The following is a 14,424-nucleotide window of genomic DNA, read 5'->3' as shown; positions in this document are numbered from 1 at the left end:
ATACAATACTAATGATGGATAATACCCTAGCCAGAAATTATTCCTACTCTATATTTTCTTATGCTTCTTAATGTGCTACATCCAGCACAGCAAACCTTGAATAATTACTCTTATACTCCGGCACAATCTCTTTCATAAGCGTAACCATTTTGTGCTCGTTCTTATCGTTGATGAATTCTTCGAGTAGATCAAGGTTACGGGAAACTTCATCGTACAAGTACTCTGATACTTTCGCCTTCAGAATTTTCTCGTGGTGAGTAGGGATAGTGTTTTCCTGATCGTTCAACAACTCTTCGTATAGCTTTTCGCCATCGCGCAATCCGGTAAAGACAATCTCTATATCTTTATTTAATTCCTTACCAGATAGCTTGATCATCTTGCGGGCCAGATCATAAATCTTCACAGGTTTACCCATATCAAAAATAAAGATCTCTCCCCCCTGCCCCATTACTCCGGCTTCAATCACAAGCTCACAAGCTTCCGGTATAGTCATGAAGAATCGGGTGATCTCCGGATGTGTTACGGTGATCGGTCCTCCGTTTTTAATCTGCTCCTTGAATACAGGTATAACGGATCCATTGGAACCCAGTACATTCCCGAAGCGCGTTGTTACAAAGGAAGTCTTTCTGATACCAAGGCGCTCAAGATGTCTGTCGAGAGATTGTACATATATCTCGGCAATACGCTTGGTGCATCCCATCACGTTCGTTGGGTTCACAGCTTTGTCTGTCGAGATCATTACGAACTTCTTTACTTTGAACTCAACAGAAAGATCCGCCAACGTACGGGTACCGAATATATTTACACTCACAGCTTCCGATGGATTGCTCTCCATAAGCGGCACGTGCTTGTAGGCAGCCGCGTGGAATAATATCTCCGGCTTGAACTCTTCGAAGATTCTTCTGATACGTGTCTTGTTACAGACATCAGCAATGAATACGAAAATCTTCGTTTGCTTATTCTTACTTCTCAGTTCACGCTCGATCTCATATAATGGAGACTCGGCCTGATCGATCAATATTAATGTATTCGGCTTAAAGCTCAGCACCTGGCGCGCCATTTCTGAACCTATAGATCCCGCTCCACCCGTAATGCAAATTACTTTGCCCTGCAGGTCAGCATCGATAGCTTTATTGTCCAGTTTGATAACCTCTCTGCCCAGAAGATCCTCAATGTTAACATCCCGGATCTCTTTAACATCCCATTCATTCTTAAGCCACTTATCAAACGAAGTTACATAACTCACCCGGATAAGATGATTCAGCGCGTCATCTACTATTTCATTCTTCCTTTCGATGGAGAGACTACGTACCGCGATAATTATCTTCTTAATCTTGTACTTATCCACAAGTTCTGTCAACTTATCATAGCTATAGATCTTTGTTCCGTTTATATCCTTACGGTTTTTCTTAACATCATCGTCTAAGAAAGCTACCAGTTTATACTGGCCAGTCATATCAGCTTCAATCGCCTGTTTAGTAAGGAAGCCGGCAACACCAGCCCCGAAAATCAACACAGGAACCTTGTTGGGAAAGTTTGATTTATAGTGACTGAAGATGCTCTTAATAACCAATCGATACTGGTATAACAGTACAGAAGAAATAAAGAACGAAATGAATATTACCGAATAAGGAATGAAGTTCTTTCCTACATTATAGAAGTATATCAAATTAATAACGACTAGGAACGAGAGATTCAGTAACTCAGTATGTAAAATCCGTATGGCATCCTGAATACCAGTATAGCGCACTATACCAGCGTACGATTTGGTGATTAACGTTGATATTATCGAGATAAATAATACAGCAGGGATACTGAACGAAGGATTAAATTCATCGATGGAATTCAGGTTGAAATTAAACCGGAAAAAAAAAGCTAGCCCAAACGAGAATGTTATTACCGATAAGTCAATTAAAATAATGACCCACCGGGGCAGGAATGTGAGCCGGTTTATAACATTCTGAAGCAAGTATTTTCCCTTTAATCGTCTCCGAAGAAGGGCTAATCTTGTCTGACTTATTCTTTTCATTCTTTTGAAGAAGCCCTTTTAGAAGACAGGAATTTTTTCAATCCTATAGCACACCCACCGGCAATCAACCACTCTATACCCGTGATGGGTACTGGCTGATCCGGATCTGTTTCCGGGTTGCCTGGCTGTGCCGATGATGTTAAAGAACTTATAAAAACTATACTAAGTACTAGGAATAATTTGCGCATCTACTCTAAACTTAAAACCTTGACTTTCTTAATAGTATTTCCACTTCTCAAAGTTACAAAATAAATCCCTGTCGGAAATTTTCCCAAATCAAACTCGCCCAAATATCCCTGATCATAAGGTATCATAGCAATTTTTCCGATCTGTACACCAAATGCGTTGGTTATATGCAACTCATTGCTAATTAATTGCTTAGATTCAATCTTTAACAATTTTCCCTTGGCTACAGGATTTGGATAAACCCTATATCCACCGAAATCAGACTGCAAATCTTCTGCGAAAATGTTTTGTTTTGATACCAGAATGCATGCTCCAGTAACAACTTCGAGCGTGTATTCTCCGGATTCAGAGATATTTACAGCCTTTTCTTCCCCTATTATCGTGCCATCGAAGTACCAGGTGTTCCCGGCCTCATAATTCGATGTTAGTACGTTTTTCTCCCCTACCGTGATCGTGGCCGGTTGAATTTCTTCAACAAAAACGGTGACCTCCACGGACGATAGCGATGTGGCACACGAAGCATTTTGTTCCGAGATGGTGAACACGTTCTCGCCAACCAACACCTTGTCGTTTGGTATGGTGAGTTCAAGTATACCTCCATTGCTGCGCTGGCGTATAACTTCGTCCGGCTGGCCTCGCATCGTAACAGCATAGTCGTTACCGCCCTGAGAGCCGTTAATCTTTATCACCACGTTTTCACCTTTACAAATGCGCGACTCATGCGCCAATGTATATGCAGGTTCGCTCGCTGGGGAGATGGAAATATAGAATCGCTCGGAACCATAACTGTGAACATCCGAGGTTACATCAAACTCGTAGGAACGCAATTCCTTTATCGATACCTGGGCGTTGGTAAACTTATCGGTCAGCGATAATGCTATACCCTTGGTAAACGACTCCAGCTCAGAAAAATCAAGTCGGTAGTGGCCTTCTTCAATATTGCTGACATCCAGTTTAATCGTATTCTGACAGCTTAATGCAGGAAGTGAGTTGATGGAAAGTCTTTTGTCATTACCCAACATTGTGGAGACATTAAAAGAACTGTTCATGAGCTTAAATGCGTCTGCATGATTGTCGAACTGTTCAGTCGCATCTTCACGGAAGTGAATAACTGTTTCATCGCGATATACTCCTTGTCGCAACGTAATACGAAGTACGTTTTCAGGCGCAGCCTCTCTGAAAAATATAGTCGCGGAACCTGGCGACTTCACGGTTTCAGCACAGCTGAAAGTAAACGCTCCGCTATTGGCTTTTACAAAGAAGGCTTGTCCCATCGGTATATATCGGGACCCTCCGTTTGTACCCAAGGTACCATTAAAGGTTGCGTACACAGGCGGATTGACTGAGTTATCAATCATATATATAGTATTGTCCAAACCGGTCTTCGTCCATCCGGCTGCTGCGTTCCAATCGATAGTTGAAGGATATGGATTTCCTACCAGGTTCCATCCGTCATTCGCGTCAACTCCTGAGGATGTATAGGACATAAAGGTAGTAAAATTGACTGTTCCTGAATTGATAGGATTTCGCACATCCCAGCGGGCGTTTCCGCGTGTTGATATCGGAGGCATATTCCCACGGATGAATAATGTATATCCTCTCCCGGTAGTGAATGTTTCTGTATTGGCGTTTAATGGAAAATCCTGGTACCCATCGTTAACATCATTGGCTCCGCTGCCATTTATATCCGTGATAACAGATTCATTATATAAAAACATGGATTGTGAAGTTCCGCAACCACTACAAACTGAAGTACCGGTAAACGACCCGGTAATCGGTATCTCTGCCTGAATATCCTGCACGGTTGCATTCTGAACTGGCGATGATATATATCTATATATTCGACCGTTATTAAACGAGGGGCTGTTATTGCCTCCTTCAATAGACATATACCGTTGAACCGTTACGTTACCCGTTACCTGTGATGTACCGGAGAGCGCAGCAATAGCAGCATCGACTGCCGGATCATCGTCTGTGGAAAGTAACGTTAATATACCGGTACCTGTTGTTCCATCGGCATCCACCACCGCATTGGCTGTAATTGATAATGTGCCTCGTACGGTATGGCTGTTTTCAAAGCGTACATCGGTAGCAGCGGTAGAGTTTGCCACAGATATATTGTTGAAGGCTGTAACGCTACTGCCACTTACAACCTGCGTAACCGCTGCCGTTCCTAAAAACGCAACGGTACCAGTACCCGCATTGAATGTCCCGTTATTTGTAAAAGCGCCATGCACGTTAAATGTTGCCGGCGAAGTAAGCGTACCGCTGATGCTTACATTCTGGAAGGAAGGATTGGATGTCCCCAGTATAGAAGACGTTCCGGCAAATATGATTGTTCCATTGTTACGATTAAATGTGCCGCTATTGGTTACATCTCCTGACACCGTCAGCGTTGAACTGGGAGCATTAAATGTACCGCCCGATATCGTAAGTGATCCGACATTAACTGTATTGGCTCCGCTTGTAAATGTACCCGATGTAACTGAAAATGTGCCAGACGCTGTTATCGCTGCTGCCAGCGTAATTGTTCCGGCGCTGCAGGTAACATTGTTAAGCGAACCTCTTGCCTCTGCCCCGGTAGTCATGGTTCCCCCGGTAAAGGCAAGGTTATAGGGGCCACCTGCAGGTACTGCACTGGTACCCGTAAAAGATGCCGCAGAATTTCGGGTAACATTGGTTCCATTACCGAAAGTCAGTCCTGATATATTATCAACTATACCATCGGCAAGGTTGAAGGTAGTTAACACGGTGACACTACTGTTCAATGTAACCAGCGTACCTGTTGTTGCTCTGTTAAGGGTAAAACTGCCAAGCGTATTACCGGTTGGAGAAAATGCGAGGGTTCCCAATATACCTGCATCAAGAATGCTAAGTGATGACGATGCGTCTGACGATATAACACCACCCGTTAAGGTATTATTAAATTGTGAGCGTAACTCAAGCGTCTGCCCTTCTATATATAGTGTTGTACCGGTAGCCAGGTTCAGATCGTCAAATACTACCAGCGGTGCATTCATATCAACGGCTCCATTGTCGATGGTAATATCCAGTGTAGTAAGGTCCTGTGCAAAGACAATCGTCTCTCCTGCCCGATCAACGGTGATTGTCTCAACGGCGGTGGCACCAAAAAGCGGGAAGTCCATACCAAGACTTCCTGATCCGCCAATCTGCAGATTGCAATTATCTCCGTTAAAGAATATATAGTTACCACCTGATATCGTACCATTCACGACCAGAATAGCATCAGCATCACCACTGTTTAGATTTATATTTCCGCCAGTAAGGCCTATATCTCCGTCTACTTGCAATGTTCGTATATTGGTGGTAGTCGTAAGCGAAATATCTCCGCCAGTAAGGTATACATTCCTGGAAATGATCAGATCATCGTTTGCTACATTCAGGTTACCGGTGGTGATATAAAGATCTCTCCCTAATGTAAGCGATGTAGGTGTACCCAATTCCAAAGAGACACCGGATGCATTGTTAATCTCGGCATCAACGTCTGGTGTCGAAGGATGTCCATCTCCTATAAATTGCGGGGCGGCACCACCATAAACAATTCTGGAATTTGTATTGAATATTCTGTCTTCAACGCGTACGTTACCCAAACCATCAAAGGCTCCGGTTATTATAGCACCTGTTGAATTTTCTGACTCGACAATGAGCGTTCCGCTCACCGTCAAAGAACTGCTGGTTCCTCCCAACAATTGAGACTCACCAATCAATCGCAGGGAATGGCCTGCCGGTATAGTATAGTTGAGCAAGCTGACATCGCTGATTGTGCCTGTATTTAAAAATGTATGATCGATTCCCGGATCAACAAAGTTGATATCCCCACTACCTACACCGATCTCCGATAACGTTCCGCTGACAAGATCGAAGTTGTTACCTATATTTAAAACACCGGCACCATTTCTCGAAATAGCAAGAAGTCCACCGGGAGCATTCATACTGAAATCTGTTCCGATATTCAGCGTACATACACCTGATGTTGTAACATCCGAACCCGTGGCGTTCGTGGAAGTATATATAAAACTTCCGGTAATATCATATATAGTTCCGGGCGCGCCTCCTGTAGTCGTCAAGCGTACACGTGCGGTGTTCTCAATAGATAGATCTCCGCCAATAGATATTGTTGGATTTTGAGTAGTTGCCATTTGAAGAACCGCTGTACCGGTATTGATAACCCGGAAATTTCCGGCAATCGAAGTCAACAAGCCATTCATGTTGAACGTGTTGGTTTGCGCGGTACAATCCCACACAACATTGCCAAAGGACTGCGACCAGTTACCTGCAGCACTACTGAAAGAGTACGAAGTATATCCTTCAATCTGTACGGTTGAATTTATATTCCATGAGGCCAGCGGTATAGCTCCTTGCGTTGTTGTGAAGAGATGTCTATAGATCGAGCCTGATTCAAAGACAAGGTTGTTCCCCGTGGTGCCGGTAAGATTGGACAAGTCTTCTCTCACTAACGTTCCATTGATATAATTCTGAGCAAACCCCGGACTTGCCTCCGATAGAAAATCCAGTGTGCCGCCGGCATTTATCGTTACCTGAGAATTTAATGTTAGACCATCAATTGTAACTGAATACCCATTGGGTATAGATACATTGTGATTGATGACAATAGCGGAAGAATTGGTATTGGTTGGGATTATACCACCAACCCAAGTTGAAGTGGCGTTCCAGGGACCATCTTGATTAGAGGTAATTGTTTGTGCATGTAAATAACCTGTAAACAATATGAACCCGATACTCAGTGCGAGTTTAGTCATATTCATAGGCAGAAGGACCGAAGTCCTTTATTTAGGGGGATTTGTTTCTTCGGACAACTGCCTATGAAGCTAGACAATATTTCTATAACATACCAACTATTTAGGTATTCTTAATTATTTCAACTATACCAGAAAGTTGTTGAGCAGTTAGGTTTGATCCTGACGGTAAACACAGTCCTGTCTCAAAAAGTTTTTCAGATACTCCGGATGTATAGGATGGATATTCTTGGAAGACAGGCTGCATGTGCATCGGCTTCCATAACGGTCTGCTCTCGATGTTTTCTTTCTCAAGTGTGAGTCTCAGTTTCTCGCGATCAAATCCTGTCTGTGCCGGATCGATCAATATAGTTGTCAACCAACGGTTGGCATAGGCACCCTCAAACTCACTTTGAAACACGATGCCTTTAATACCTGCCAATTCTTTTTTGTAGAAGTCAAATACATTTCTGCGTTGACGTACACGCTCATCCAACACACGAAGTTGTCCACGACCTATACCTGCACTGATGTTGCTGAGGCGATAGTTATAGCCTATATGTGTATGCTCATAGTGAGGAGCAGCATCACGTGCTTGTGTAGCCAGGAATTTTGCTTTGGCAATCCAGTCTTTGTTCTCCGATACAAGAGCACCACCACCGGAGGTAGTTATGATCTTGTTACCATTGAATGAATAAATACCCATATCGCTCATGGTACCAAGCTTCTTTCCAAAGTAACTTGAACCAAGTCCTTCAGCAGCATCTTCGATCACCGGTATATCATACTGTTTTGCTACTGCATTTATTTCATTCATTTTGGCAGGCATGCCGTATAAATGAACGATAATTATTGCCTTCGGCTTTTTGCCTTTCGCGATACGGTCTTTTATAGCCTTCTCCAGTAAAACAGGATCCATGTTCCAGGAGTCTGTTTCGGAATCAACAAACACGGGTATAGCCTGCTGATAACGAATAGGATTGCAAGAACCTGAGAAGGTAAATGATGAACAGATAACCTCATCACCCGGATTTACATTCAACAAGATTAAAGCAAGGTGAATCGCTGCAGTACCGGATGAAAGCGCTGCACAATATTTTGTTCCATTGTACGTGGCCAACTCTTCTTCAAAAGCATTGATGTTGGGACCCACCGGAGATATCCAGTTTGCCTCGAAAGCTTCATTAACAAATTTTATTTCTTCCCCACCCATGTGAGGAGACGACAGGTAAATCTTTTCTTTAGTCATATGCAAAAAGGCAAATATACATTAAACAGTTTTTCCGTTAGAGCTTATTTTCTTTTGATAGTAAAATGCAGGGATCAACAGCAGTAATAGCGTTGGATTGAGAATCAATCTGTGTAAAAACGAAAGTAACGGCCCATTGTATGCAGGATATTGAATTTTCAGTATGAAGTATGGGATCAGAAAAAATACAATCCCTATCCCCTGAACCCACAGCGCAAATATCACGTACTTTCTTTCCGCAAACAACGCGAAGATCAACCCAATGGTAAGGAAATCATTTAACAGAAAACGGATTGATCGGTTTATAATGAACTGATGAATCTGATGATGGGACACCTCCATTGCTGCTGCAATATTGATGCGCTGGAACAGGAACACCACGATAAGTCCGGCAACCGATACTATCCCAAGGACGATGCGTACTTTCATGATTGTTTCTTATCCGCTGACGAAATGCGCACCCACCACACCCACAAGATCAAGACAGCTACATAAATGATGGCTGTGAATAAATACTTATGCGTAAAGTACATATACTTCGGCATGCTATTCGACACCCAGAATAGCAATGATATTCGCCCCAGGTTTATAAGATGTATACATAGAATACCCAGCGGTATAAACCACAACATTCTTTTGGTAAAAGGACCAAATGCAATTATAAAAGCCAGGAATACAATGACTACGTTTACTCCGTTGCAGCCTTCGTAGACCGACACTATATTTTTCCCATCGCACACCAAAGATGTCGTAGGCTTTTTGAGTGAATCAACAGCAACAACATCCGTCCCGAAAACTCTCAACACAAATGCAGAATTATTTGATGCTAGTATCGTTATAGGATCAGGATTGGGATGATATGATGTTATATAGAAGCCATACAACAGATTTAATACAACATATAGCCCGACAAACTTTACCAGGAAAAATATAGTTGGCTTAAACTCTTTCAATGAAATGGATGCCATCTTCAAATCTCTTTAGCCGGAACACCTGCCACAGTAGTGCGTTGTAAAACATCTTTCAATACAACAGCCCCCATCCCTACTGTACACGATTCTCCCAATGATGCCTGGTTCAAAATATTAGCGCCCGACCCTATAAATGCAGATCGTGCTATAGTTACCTCTCCTGCTATATTTACTCCACACATAATGGAAGAATAATCTTCAACGCTACAATCGTGACCTATTGTTGTATTCAGATTAATCAAAACATGTTTACCTATATATATATCGGTGGTCAGGATACAGCCTGCTGTAACAATGCTGCCTGCTCCTATAGTAATCGAAGCAGAGTCCTGCATAATAACAGAAGGATGAATCAACGTTGGAAAGTATACGGAATATTTCAACAATTGTTCTTCAAGTCGCTGCTTTACCAACGGACTACCTACAGCAAGAACAACATTCACGGTTGAAGTCATTGCTTGCATTACGGACACTCCTCCTAACACCTTCAATCCTTTTACTGATGTACCCGGGGGGACTTTGTCATCGATGAAACCTATCGGCTGCCATTCGGGTAAAGCACGAATCATCGTCAGTATTTCACGTCCTAATCCACCGGCTCCATATATAATGAGCTCCTTTTTCATGACTTCTCGTATCGAATGATGCGGGCTGGATTGCCAACCACTACAGCATAATCAGGCACATCCTGAATTACTACAGCACCGGCTCCCACCGTTGCCCAGGCACCTACTCGCTTTCCGGGAATAATAACGGAACCTGCTCCTATAAATGATCCTTCCCCTATACTTACACAACCACACAGTACTGCTCCCGGTGCGATATGAACAAAATCTTCGATAACACAATCATGATCGATCGTAGCGCCCGTGTTAATAATTACATGGTTTCCCAACTTACATTGTGCCTGAACGATTGAGCCTTGCAGCAACATGTTGCCGGTTCCTAAAGATGCAAAAGAAGAAACTATAGCAGAAGGATGGATAACATTGGTAAACGTATGTTTCGTTACCACTGCTACACGCTTTCGCACTGCGTTATTACCTATGGCGACTACGGCTTTTGCGTGGGGCTCAAACTCCGGATCATAAGAACCTCGCTGAGGTACACCGAATAAATCGCCCGAATATTTTGGATCGAAAAGAGCCGTAACCTTATGCCCCAGCGTAAGCAAACTGTCCAACACAACCCGGGCATGTTCACCGCCACCTTGTAAAATGATCTTATGTGTTTCCACGAAATTTCTCCATTGTTACTGATGTGCCACTGCTGACGCCTTCAGCTTTAAATACTTTTACAACTGTCAAAAATAAGATTTTAATATCTAACGCAAAGGATATGTGATCCACATACCAGACATCGCAGGCAAATCGCTCAGGCCAATCGAGGGCATTGCGACCATTTACCTGTGCCCAGCCTGTTATGCCGGGTTTAACTTCGTGTCGCCTTCTTTGTTGATGATTGTAGAGTGGAAGATACTCAACCAACAACGGGCGCGGTCCAACGATAGACATATCGCCCTTCAGTACATTGATCATCTGCGGCAATTCATCCAGCGAAGTTTTCCGTACGAATTTACCAACGGCCGTCAATCGCTTATCATCAGGCAACAAGTTGCCTTGAGCATCCCGTTCATCGGTCATCGTTTTAAATTTAAACACTCGGAATATTTTGCCATTCTTACCAGGGCGCTCCTGCAGAAACCATATATTTCCTTTATTGGCAAACCACAACAGTATAATAGATATTACCAGCAGTGGAGAAGCAACAATCAACACTACAAAAGCAGTGGCTTTGTCGAAAAAAGGCTTTACTATCGATACGTACACACCTTAAACTTTTATTTGCAAAGATACACGAAGCAATACATGACGAGCGCTTTTCAATTTTAAGATCGCTGCAATGTATATTCGTTCAACAACTCTTTCCATACAAACTGCTGATCGAAATTCGCTACGATATAATTTCTGGCGGCCTCCGAATATGCCTTCCGCAACGTCATATCTTCCAGCAGCGTAACCATGGCCTGGTACACCGCCTCTGCATTCTTTACCGGTACGACAATACCCGTTTGTTCATGCTGAATGATCTCATTACATCCGTTGATGTTCGACACTATACAGGGTACATTGAGACAACACGCCTGCATCACTACATTCGGGAAACCTTCCCTATAGCTCGGAAAAACAAAAATATCGGAAGCTGTAATCCAAGGTTTAACATCTGATTGAAAACCAGCCAGAATTACATTCTTATTTTCGTGCAGGAATTTATAGTCTTCTTCATGAAGCGGATCCAGCTCTTGTTCAAACGGACCGATTAAGAGTAAATATACCTTTGCTCCTCCTGATAATGCTGGCAACCGCTTAAAGGCATGAATCAGTTCACCTATGCCCTTATCCTTTACTATTCTTCCTACAAATGAGAATACAACATCTCCTTGATTTATTCCGTTGCGATTGCGTATTTCAAGTGCCTGCTTTTCTATAGTGTCGGAGCGCTTGAACAAACTCGTATCGATGCCGTTGCTACTGCCTTTGCCGATGATCTTCAGCTTATCATTACTCACACCCAATGATTGAGTCATGTAGTCCTTTAACCCGACAGAGTTGGGATATACACCCGTTGCACAGAAGTATGTGATCTTCTCCGTCATTACGAGTATAAATCGTTTCAATCCGGTTGCTTCTACCAAGGGTAAACCTGCCACAGTATGCATACGTACCGGCACGCGGCAAATCCACGCTGCCAGCATTCCGATCAGTCCTGCCTTAGGTGTATGTGTATGCACTATATGCGGACGTATTGCCCGCATGATTCGCATCATTTTCCAAAGGCAAAGCAGGTCCTGGATCGGTGTAATCTTCCTTGTTAGCGGAACTTCAATGTGTTCTACACCTTCCTTCCGAACTTCCGGTACTTCTTTACCAGCAGCACTCATGGTATATACTTCGAAGCCCTGCTCGCGCATAAAACGAAACTGTCCCTTTAGCAGAAGGTGCAGAGAGATAGGTACGGTAGTGATACGCAGTAATCTAGTTTTTTCCATGGAGCTGATAAATACGATCTGCCGTTTCACCCATCGTTAAACTTTCCATTTCATAACGGTTCCGGCAAAAATCATAGTGTTCAAGAATTTGTTTTAATCCGGCTATACTTTGTTCCGGAAAACTACCAAAGTTGTGTGGATGCCACCAGAGGTGATATACTTCACCACGCTTCGCAGCTCGTTCAAGTTCACGCTTGATCCGACCAATCTTCATGGCATTCAAAAAATATTCAGAAGGACGATAGGGCCGCAGCAATCTGCTGGCCGGCAAACACAGCGGCAGGCCTGCACGCACCTCTACTGTATCCAATGTATAGGTGTTCTTCTTCCCAATTGGTATATATGCATCAGCACCGCGGTTGAGGCGCTTCAACATTGATTCATTTTGTGTGCTGCGAATATTCCAGAACCAGTCGCGTGGATTATCGCGAACGGTTACAAAGCCTTCTTCATAACAAACACGAAGGTAGTCTTCATTGAATTGATTACGCGGAAATACCAACGATCTCAACTTCTTTCCATATAGCGCTGCTGATTGCTGCGCTGCACGAAGATCAGCACGGAATTGCTCAATCGTCTGCCCTGCTTCGTTGCAGTAATAGTGAGCGAAAGTATGCGAAGCCAGTTCCTGGTATTGTGTATTCAGAATAACTTTCACCAATGATGCCGCATAATGAAAAGGATCCTCCTGCTCATCTTTCCCTATACCATACTTGTCAATAAAACTATAGGCCGACAGTTGCTGGTCCTGATACGTTGGTTTCTCTGAAGGTATAGCGTTACGCAGAGACTCGTTGTTGTTATGAAACAACATTCCTACACTCGCCCAGGTAACATGCACTTCATGTTTTTCAAACAGGGAAAGCATCTGCGGTATAACTTTGCGTGTGTTAAAGAAATACTGCTGATACTGCGGTAAATTCCATTTTTCAAAACCTCCCCAGTGGAGTTCAAAATCGAGAGAAATCGTAAATATACCCTTCGTCATGTAGTAGCGTTTGTAGCGTTTGCCTGTGATCGCCTCAGTTTCAATAGCTGCTGATGTTTCCAGGCTTTTAATTTTTCTTCATCCAGAAATGCCAGTACAACAAACAAAACCAGAATCATTACCTGACTTTTTTGTCGCATTGCCAAACCCAGATTTCCAGAGATCTGTGCTAAAGCAATTGATATAGTAATAAAACTTAAGAAGGCCGTTTTCGCCAAGAAGTTACCAGTAACCAGAAATTTCAGTCCCTTTAAATTACCAATGAGCTTTAATGAGATTAACAGATAGAAAACATTTTCAAATGAGACAATGATTCCAAGTGCGCCAGGGGCATCAAAGAAAAGCGGGCGATATAAAAAAGTAAAGACCTGCATCGGCAAACTATATTGTGTAATATCAACACCGGATGATGCTTTGGTAAGTTCTTTTGCACGATGTGTCAAGTCCAATCCCTGCGTTACAAATTCCTCCTCATCAATGCCCACCATCGACAGAACGTCTTTGTAGATAAAGAAGAAGGCAATGGAAGCTCCTGCCAGGAACATCACGCGCATTGCAACGCTAACCCCCTTCGATGAAAAAATAAATCCCATTGCCGATGATACCAATATAACAAGCATTACGTGGGGCCTCACATGATAAATGATCAACGCTCCTATGGCCAGTGCGAGTATTCTATTTTTAACATTGCTAATTCCGTAAAAAAATAACCCGAGTCCCATAAAGATGATGGACCCCTTCCCTAGAGATGTTGACCAGAAGTGAAGATTAGGTAAAAAGAAAATCAGTGTAAGAAGATCATACCCATAGAACTCATGCCTGAAGCGTATATTTTCCTTAAAGAATATATAGAAGTAAACAAATCCTAAAAAGCCAAAGAACGAAAACAAGGCCATCATACCCTCATATGAAAACCCCAGATAGTTGACAAACGGATAAGTAACCCATTCGATAAATGTAGTACTGGTTCCATAGAAATCGCCCCACGAATCTCCTCTGAAACCCATGGATACTTTTCGATAATAATTTCTTGAGTCTGAAGGATTGAAAAGTATATATGCAAAATATGCGAACGACAATAAGATATGATAGAAGTAGAGCCTCTTCAGAAGTGATTCATCTATAATTGGATATCGTTGCTTCACCGTGTTGATTAAGGCAAACGAAATAAATCCTGTTATTATGATGACAAGTA

12 protein-coding genes are annotated in these 14,424 nt (G+C 42.8%); all 12 read right to left on the bottom strand.

Annotated elements, in window-relative coordinates; all coding sequences use genetic code 11:
- Nucleotides 1-67 precede the first annotated feature (67 nt).
- On the bottom strand, nucleotides 68-2,029 hold the full coding sequence (locus ACFQ21_RS27105) for a polysaccharide biosynthesis protein (protein ID WP_377585082.1): 1,962 nt from the start codon (nucleotides 2,027-2,029) through the stop codon (nucleotides 68-70).
- The gene (locus tag ACFQ21_RS27100) at nucleotides 2,026-2,217 is read right to left on the bottom strand and encodes a hypothetical protein (protein ID WP_377585079.1); all 192 of its coding nucleotides are present in this window, start codon (nucleotides 2,215-2,217) and stop codon (nucleotides 2,026-2,028) included. The genes ACFQ21_RS27105 and ACFQ21_RS27100 overlap by 4 nt, the downstream gene beginning before the upstream one ends.
- The gene (locus ACFQ21_RS27095; RefSeq protein WP_377585076.1) at nucleotides 2,218-6,996 is read right to left on the bottom strand and encodes a T9SS type A sorting domain-containing protein; all 4,779 of its coding nucleotides are present in this window, start codon (nucleotides 6,994-6,996) and stop codon (nucleotides 2,218-2,220) included.
- Nucleotides 6,997-7,096: 100 nt separating this feature from the next.
- Nucleotides 7,097-8,221 carry a DegT/DnrJ/EryC1/StrS family aminotransferase gene (locus ACFQ21_RS27090; protein ID WP_377585073.1) on the bottom strand — a complete coding sequence of 375 codons (1,125 nt, stop codon included), beginning with the start codon at nucleotides 8,219-8,221 and terminating at the stop codon, nucleotides 7,097-7,099.
- A 21-nt stretch (nucleotides 8,222-8,242) separates the two neighbouring features.
- Nucleotides 8,243-8,650: an exosortase F system-associated membrane protein gene (locus tag ACFQ21_RS27085; protein ID WP_377585070.1), complete on the bottom strand. Its 408-nt coding sequence runs from the start codon at nucleotides 8,648-8,650 to the stop codon at nucleotides 8,243-8,245.
- Nucleotides 8,647-9,189, bottom strand: coding sequence for an exosortase family protein XrtF (xrtF, locus tag ACFQ21_RS27080; protein WP_377585067.1), 543 nt, complete (start codon nucleotides 9,187-9,189; stop codon nucleotides 8,647-8,649). Before xrtF ends, ACFQ21_RS27085 begins: the two co-directional genes overlap by 4 nt.
- A gap of 2 nt (nucleotides 9,190-9,191) precedes the next feature.
- Nucleotides 9,192-9,818, bottom strand: a complete 627-nt coding sequence (locus ACFQ21_RS27075; protein WP_377585064.1) for an acetyltransferase — start codon at nucleotides 9,816-9,818, stop codon at nucleotides 9,192-9,194.
- Nucleotides 9,815-10,429, bottom strand: a complete 615-nt coding sequence (locus tag ACFQ21_RS27070) for an acetyltransferase (protein ID WP_377585061.1) — start codon at nucleotides 10,427-10,429, stop codon at nucleotides 9,815-9,817. Before ACFQ21_RS27070 ends, ACFQ21_RS27075 begins: the two co-directional genes overlap by 4 nt.
- The gene (locus ACFQ21_RS27065) at nucleotides 10,416-11,021 is read right to left on the bottom strand and encodes a sugar transferase (protein ID WP_377585058.1); all 606 of its coding nucleotides are present in this window, start codon (nucleotides 11,019-11,021) and stop codon (nucleotides 10,416-10,418) included. The genes ACFQ21_RS27070 and ACFQ21_RS27065 overlap by 14 nt, the downstream gene beginning before the upstream one ends.
- A 59-nt stretch (nucleotides 11,022-11,080) precedes the next feature.
- Nucleotides 11,081-12,241, bottom strand: coding sequence for a glycosyltransferase family 4 protein (locus ACFQ21_RS27060; protein WP_377585056.1), 1,161 nt, complete (start codon nucleotides 12,239-12,241; stop codon nucleotides 11,081-11,083).
- The gene (locus tag ACFQ21_RS27055) at nucleotides 12,228-13,229 is read right to left on the bottom strand and encodes a polysaccharide deacetylase family protein (protein WP_377585053.1); all 1,002 of its coding nucleotides are present in this window, start codon (nucleotides 13,227-13,229) and stop codon (nucleotides 12,228-12,230) included. Before ACFQ21_RS27055 ends, ACFQ21_RS27060 begins: the two co-directional genes overlap by 14 nt.
- On the bottom strand, nucleotides 13,226-14,374 hold the full coding sequence (locus ACFQ21_RS27050) for a hypothetical protein (RefSeq protein WP_377585051.1): 1,149 nt from the start codon (nucleotides 14,372-14,374) through the stop codon (nucleotides 13,226-13,228). The genes ACFQ21_RS27055 and ACFQ21_RS27050 overlap by 4 nt, the downstream gene beginning before the upstream one ends.
- Nucleotides 14,375-14,424 lie beyond the last annotated feature (50 nt).

The sequence above is a fragment of the Ohtaekwangia kribbensis genome, assembly GCF_042676245.1.
Classification (GTDB): domain Bacteria; phylum Bacteroidota; class Bacteroidia; order Cytophagales; family Cyclobacteriaceae; genus Ohtaekwangia; species Ohtaekwangia kribbensis.
Note: the sequence above shows the minus strand (reverse complement) of the source record. Positions and strands in the feature narration are given on the sequence as shown.

What these genes read in the sequence shown, in the direction of transcription:
- ACFQ21_RS27105 (WP_377585082.1), bottom strand. Translation starts at nt 2,029, where the DNA reads ATGAAAAGAATAAGTCAGACAAGATTAGCCCTTCTTCGGAGACGATTA.
- ACFQ21_RS27090 (WP_377585073.1), bottom strand. Translation starts at nt 8,221, where the DNA reads ATGACTAAAGAAAAGATTTACCTGTCGTCTCCTCACATGGGTGGGGAA.
- ACFQ21_RS27055 (WP_377585053.1), bottom strand. Translation starts at nt 13,229, where the DNA reads ATGACGAAGGGTATATTTACGATTTCTCTCGATTTTGAACTCCACTGG.
- ACFQ21_RS27100 (WP_377585079.1), bottom strand. Translation starts at nt 2,217, where the DNA reads ATGCGCAAATTATTCCTAGTACTTAGTATAGTTTTTATAAGTTCTTTA.
- ACFQ21_RS27060 (WP_377585056.1), bottom strand. Translation starts at nt 12,241, where the DNA reads ATGGAAAAAACTAGATTACTGCGTATCACTACCGTACCTATCTCTCTG.
- xrtF (WP_377585067.1), bottom strand. Translation starts at nt 9,189, where the DNA reads ATGGCATCCATTTCATTGAAAGAGTTTAAGCCAACTATATTTTTCCTG.
- ACFQ21_RS27075 (WP_377585064.1), bottom strand. Translation starts at nt 9,818, where the DNA reads ATGAAAAAGGAGCTCATTATATATGGAGCCGGTGGATTAGGACGTGAA.
- ACFQ21_RS27085 (WP_377585070.1), bottom strand. Translation starts at nt 8,650, where the DNA reads ATGAAAGTACGCATCGTCCTTGGGATAGTATCGGTTGCCGGACTTATC.
- ACFQ21_RS27095 (WP_377585076.1), bottom strand. Translation starts at nt 6,996, where the DNA reads ATGACTAAACTCGCACTGAGTATCGGGTTCATATTGTTTACAGGTTAT.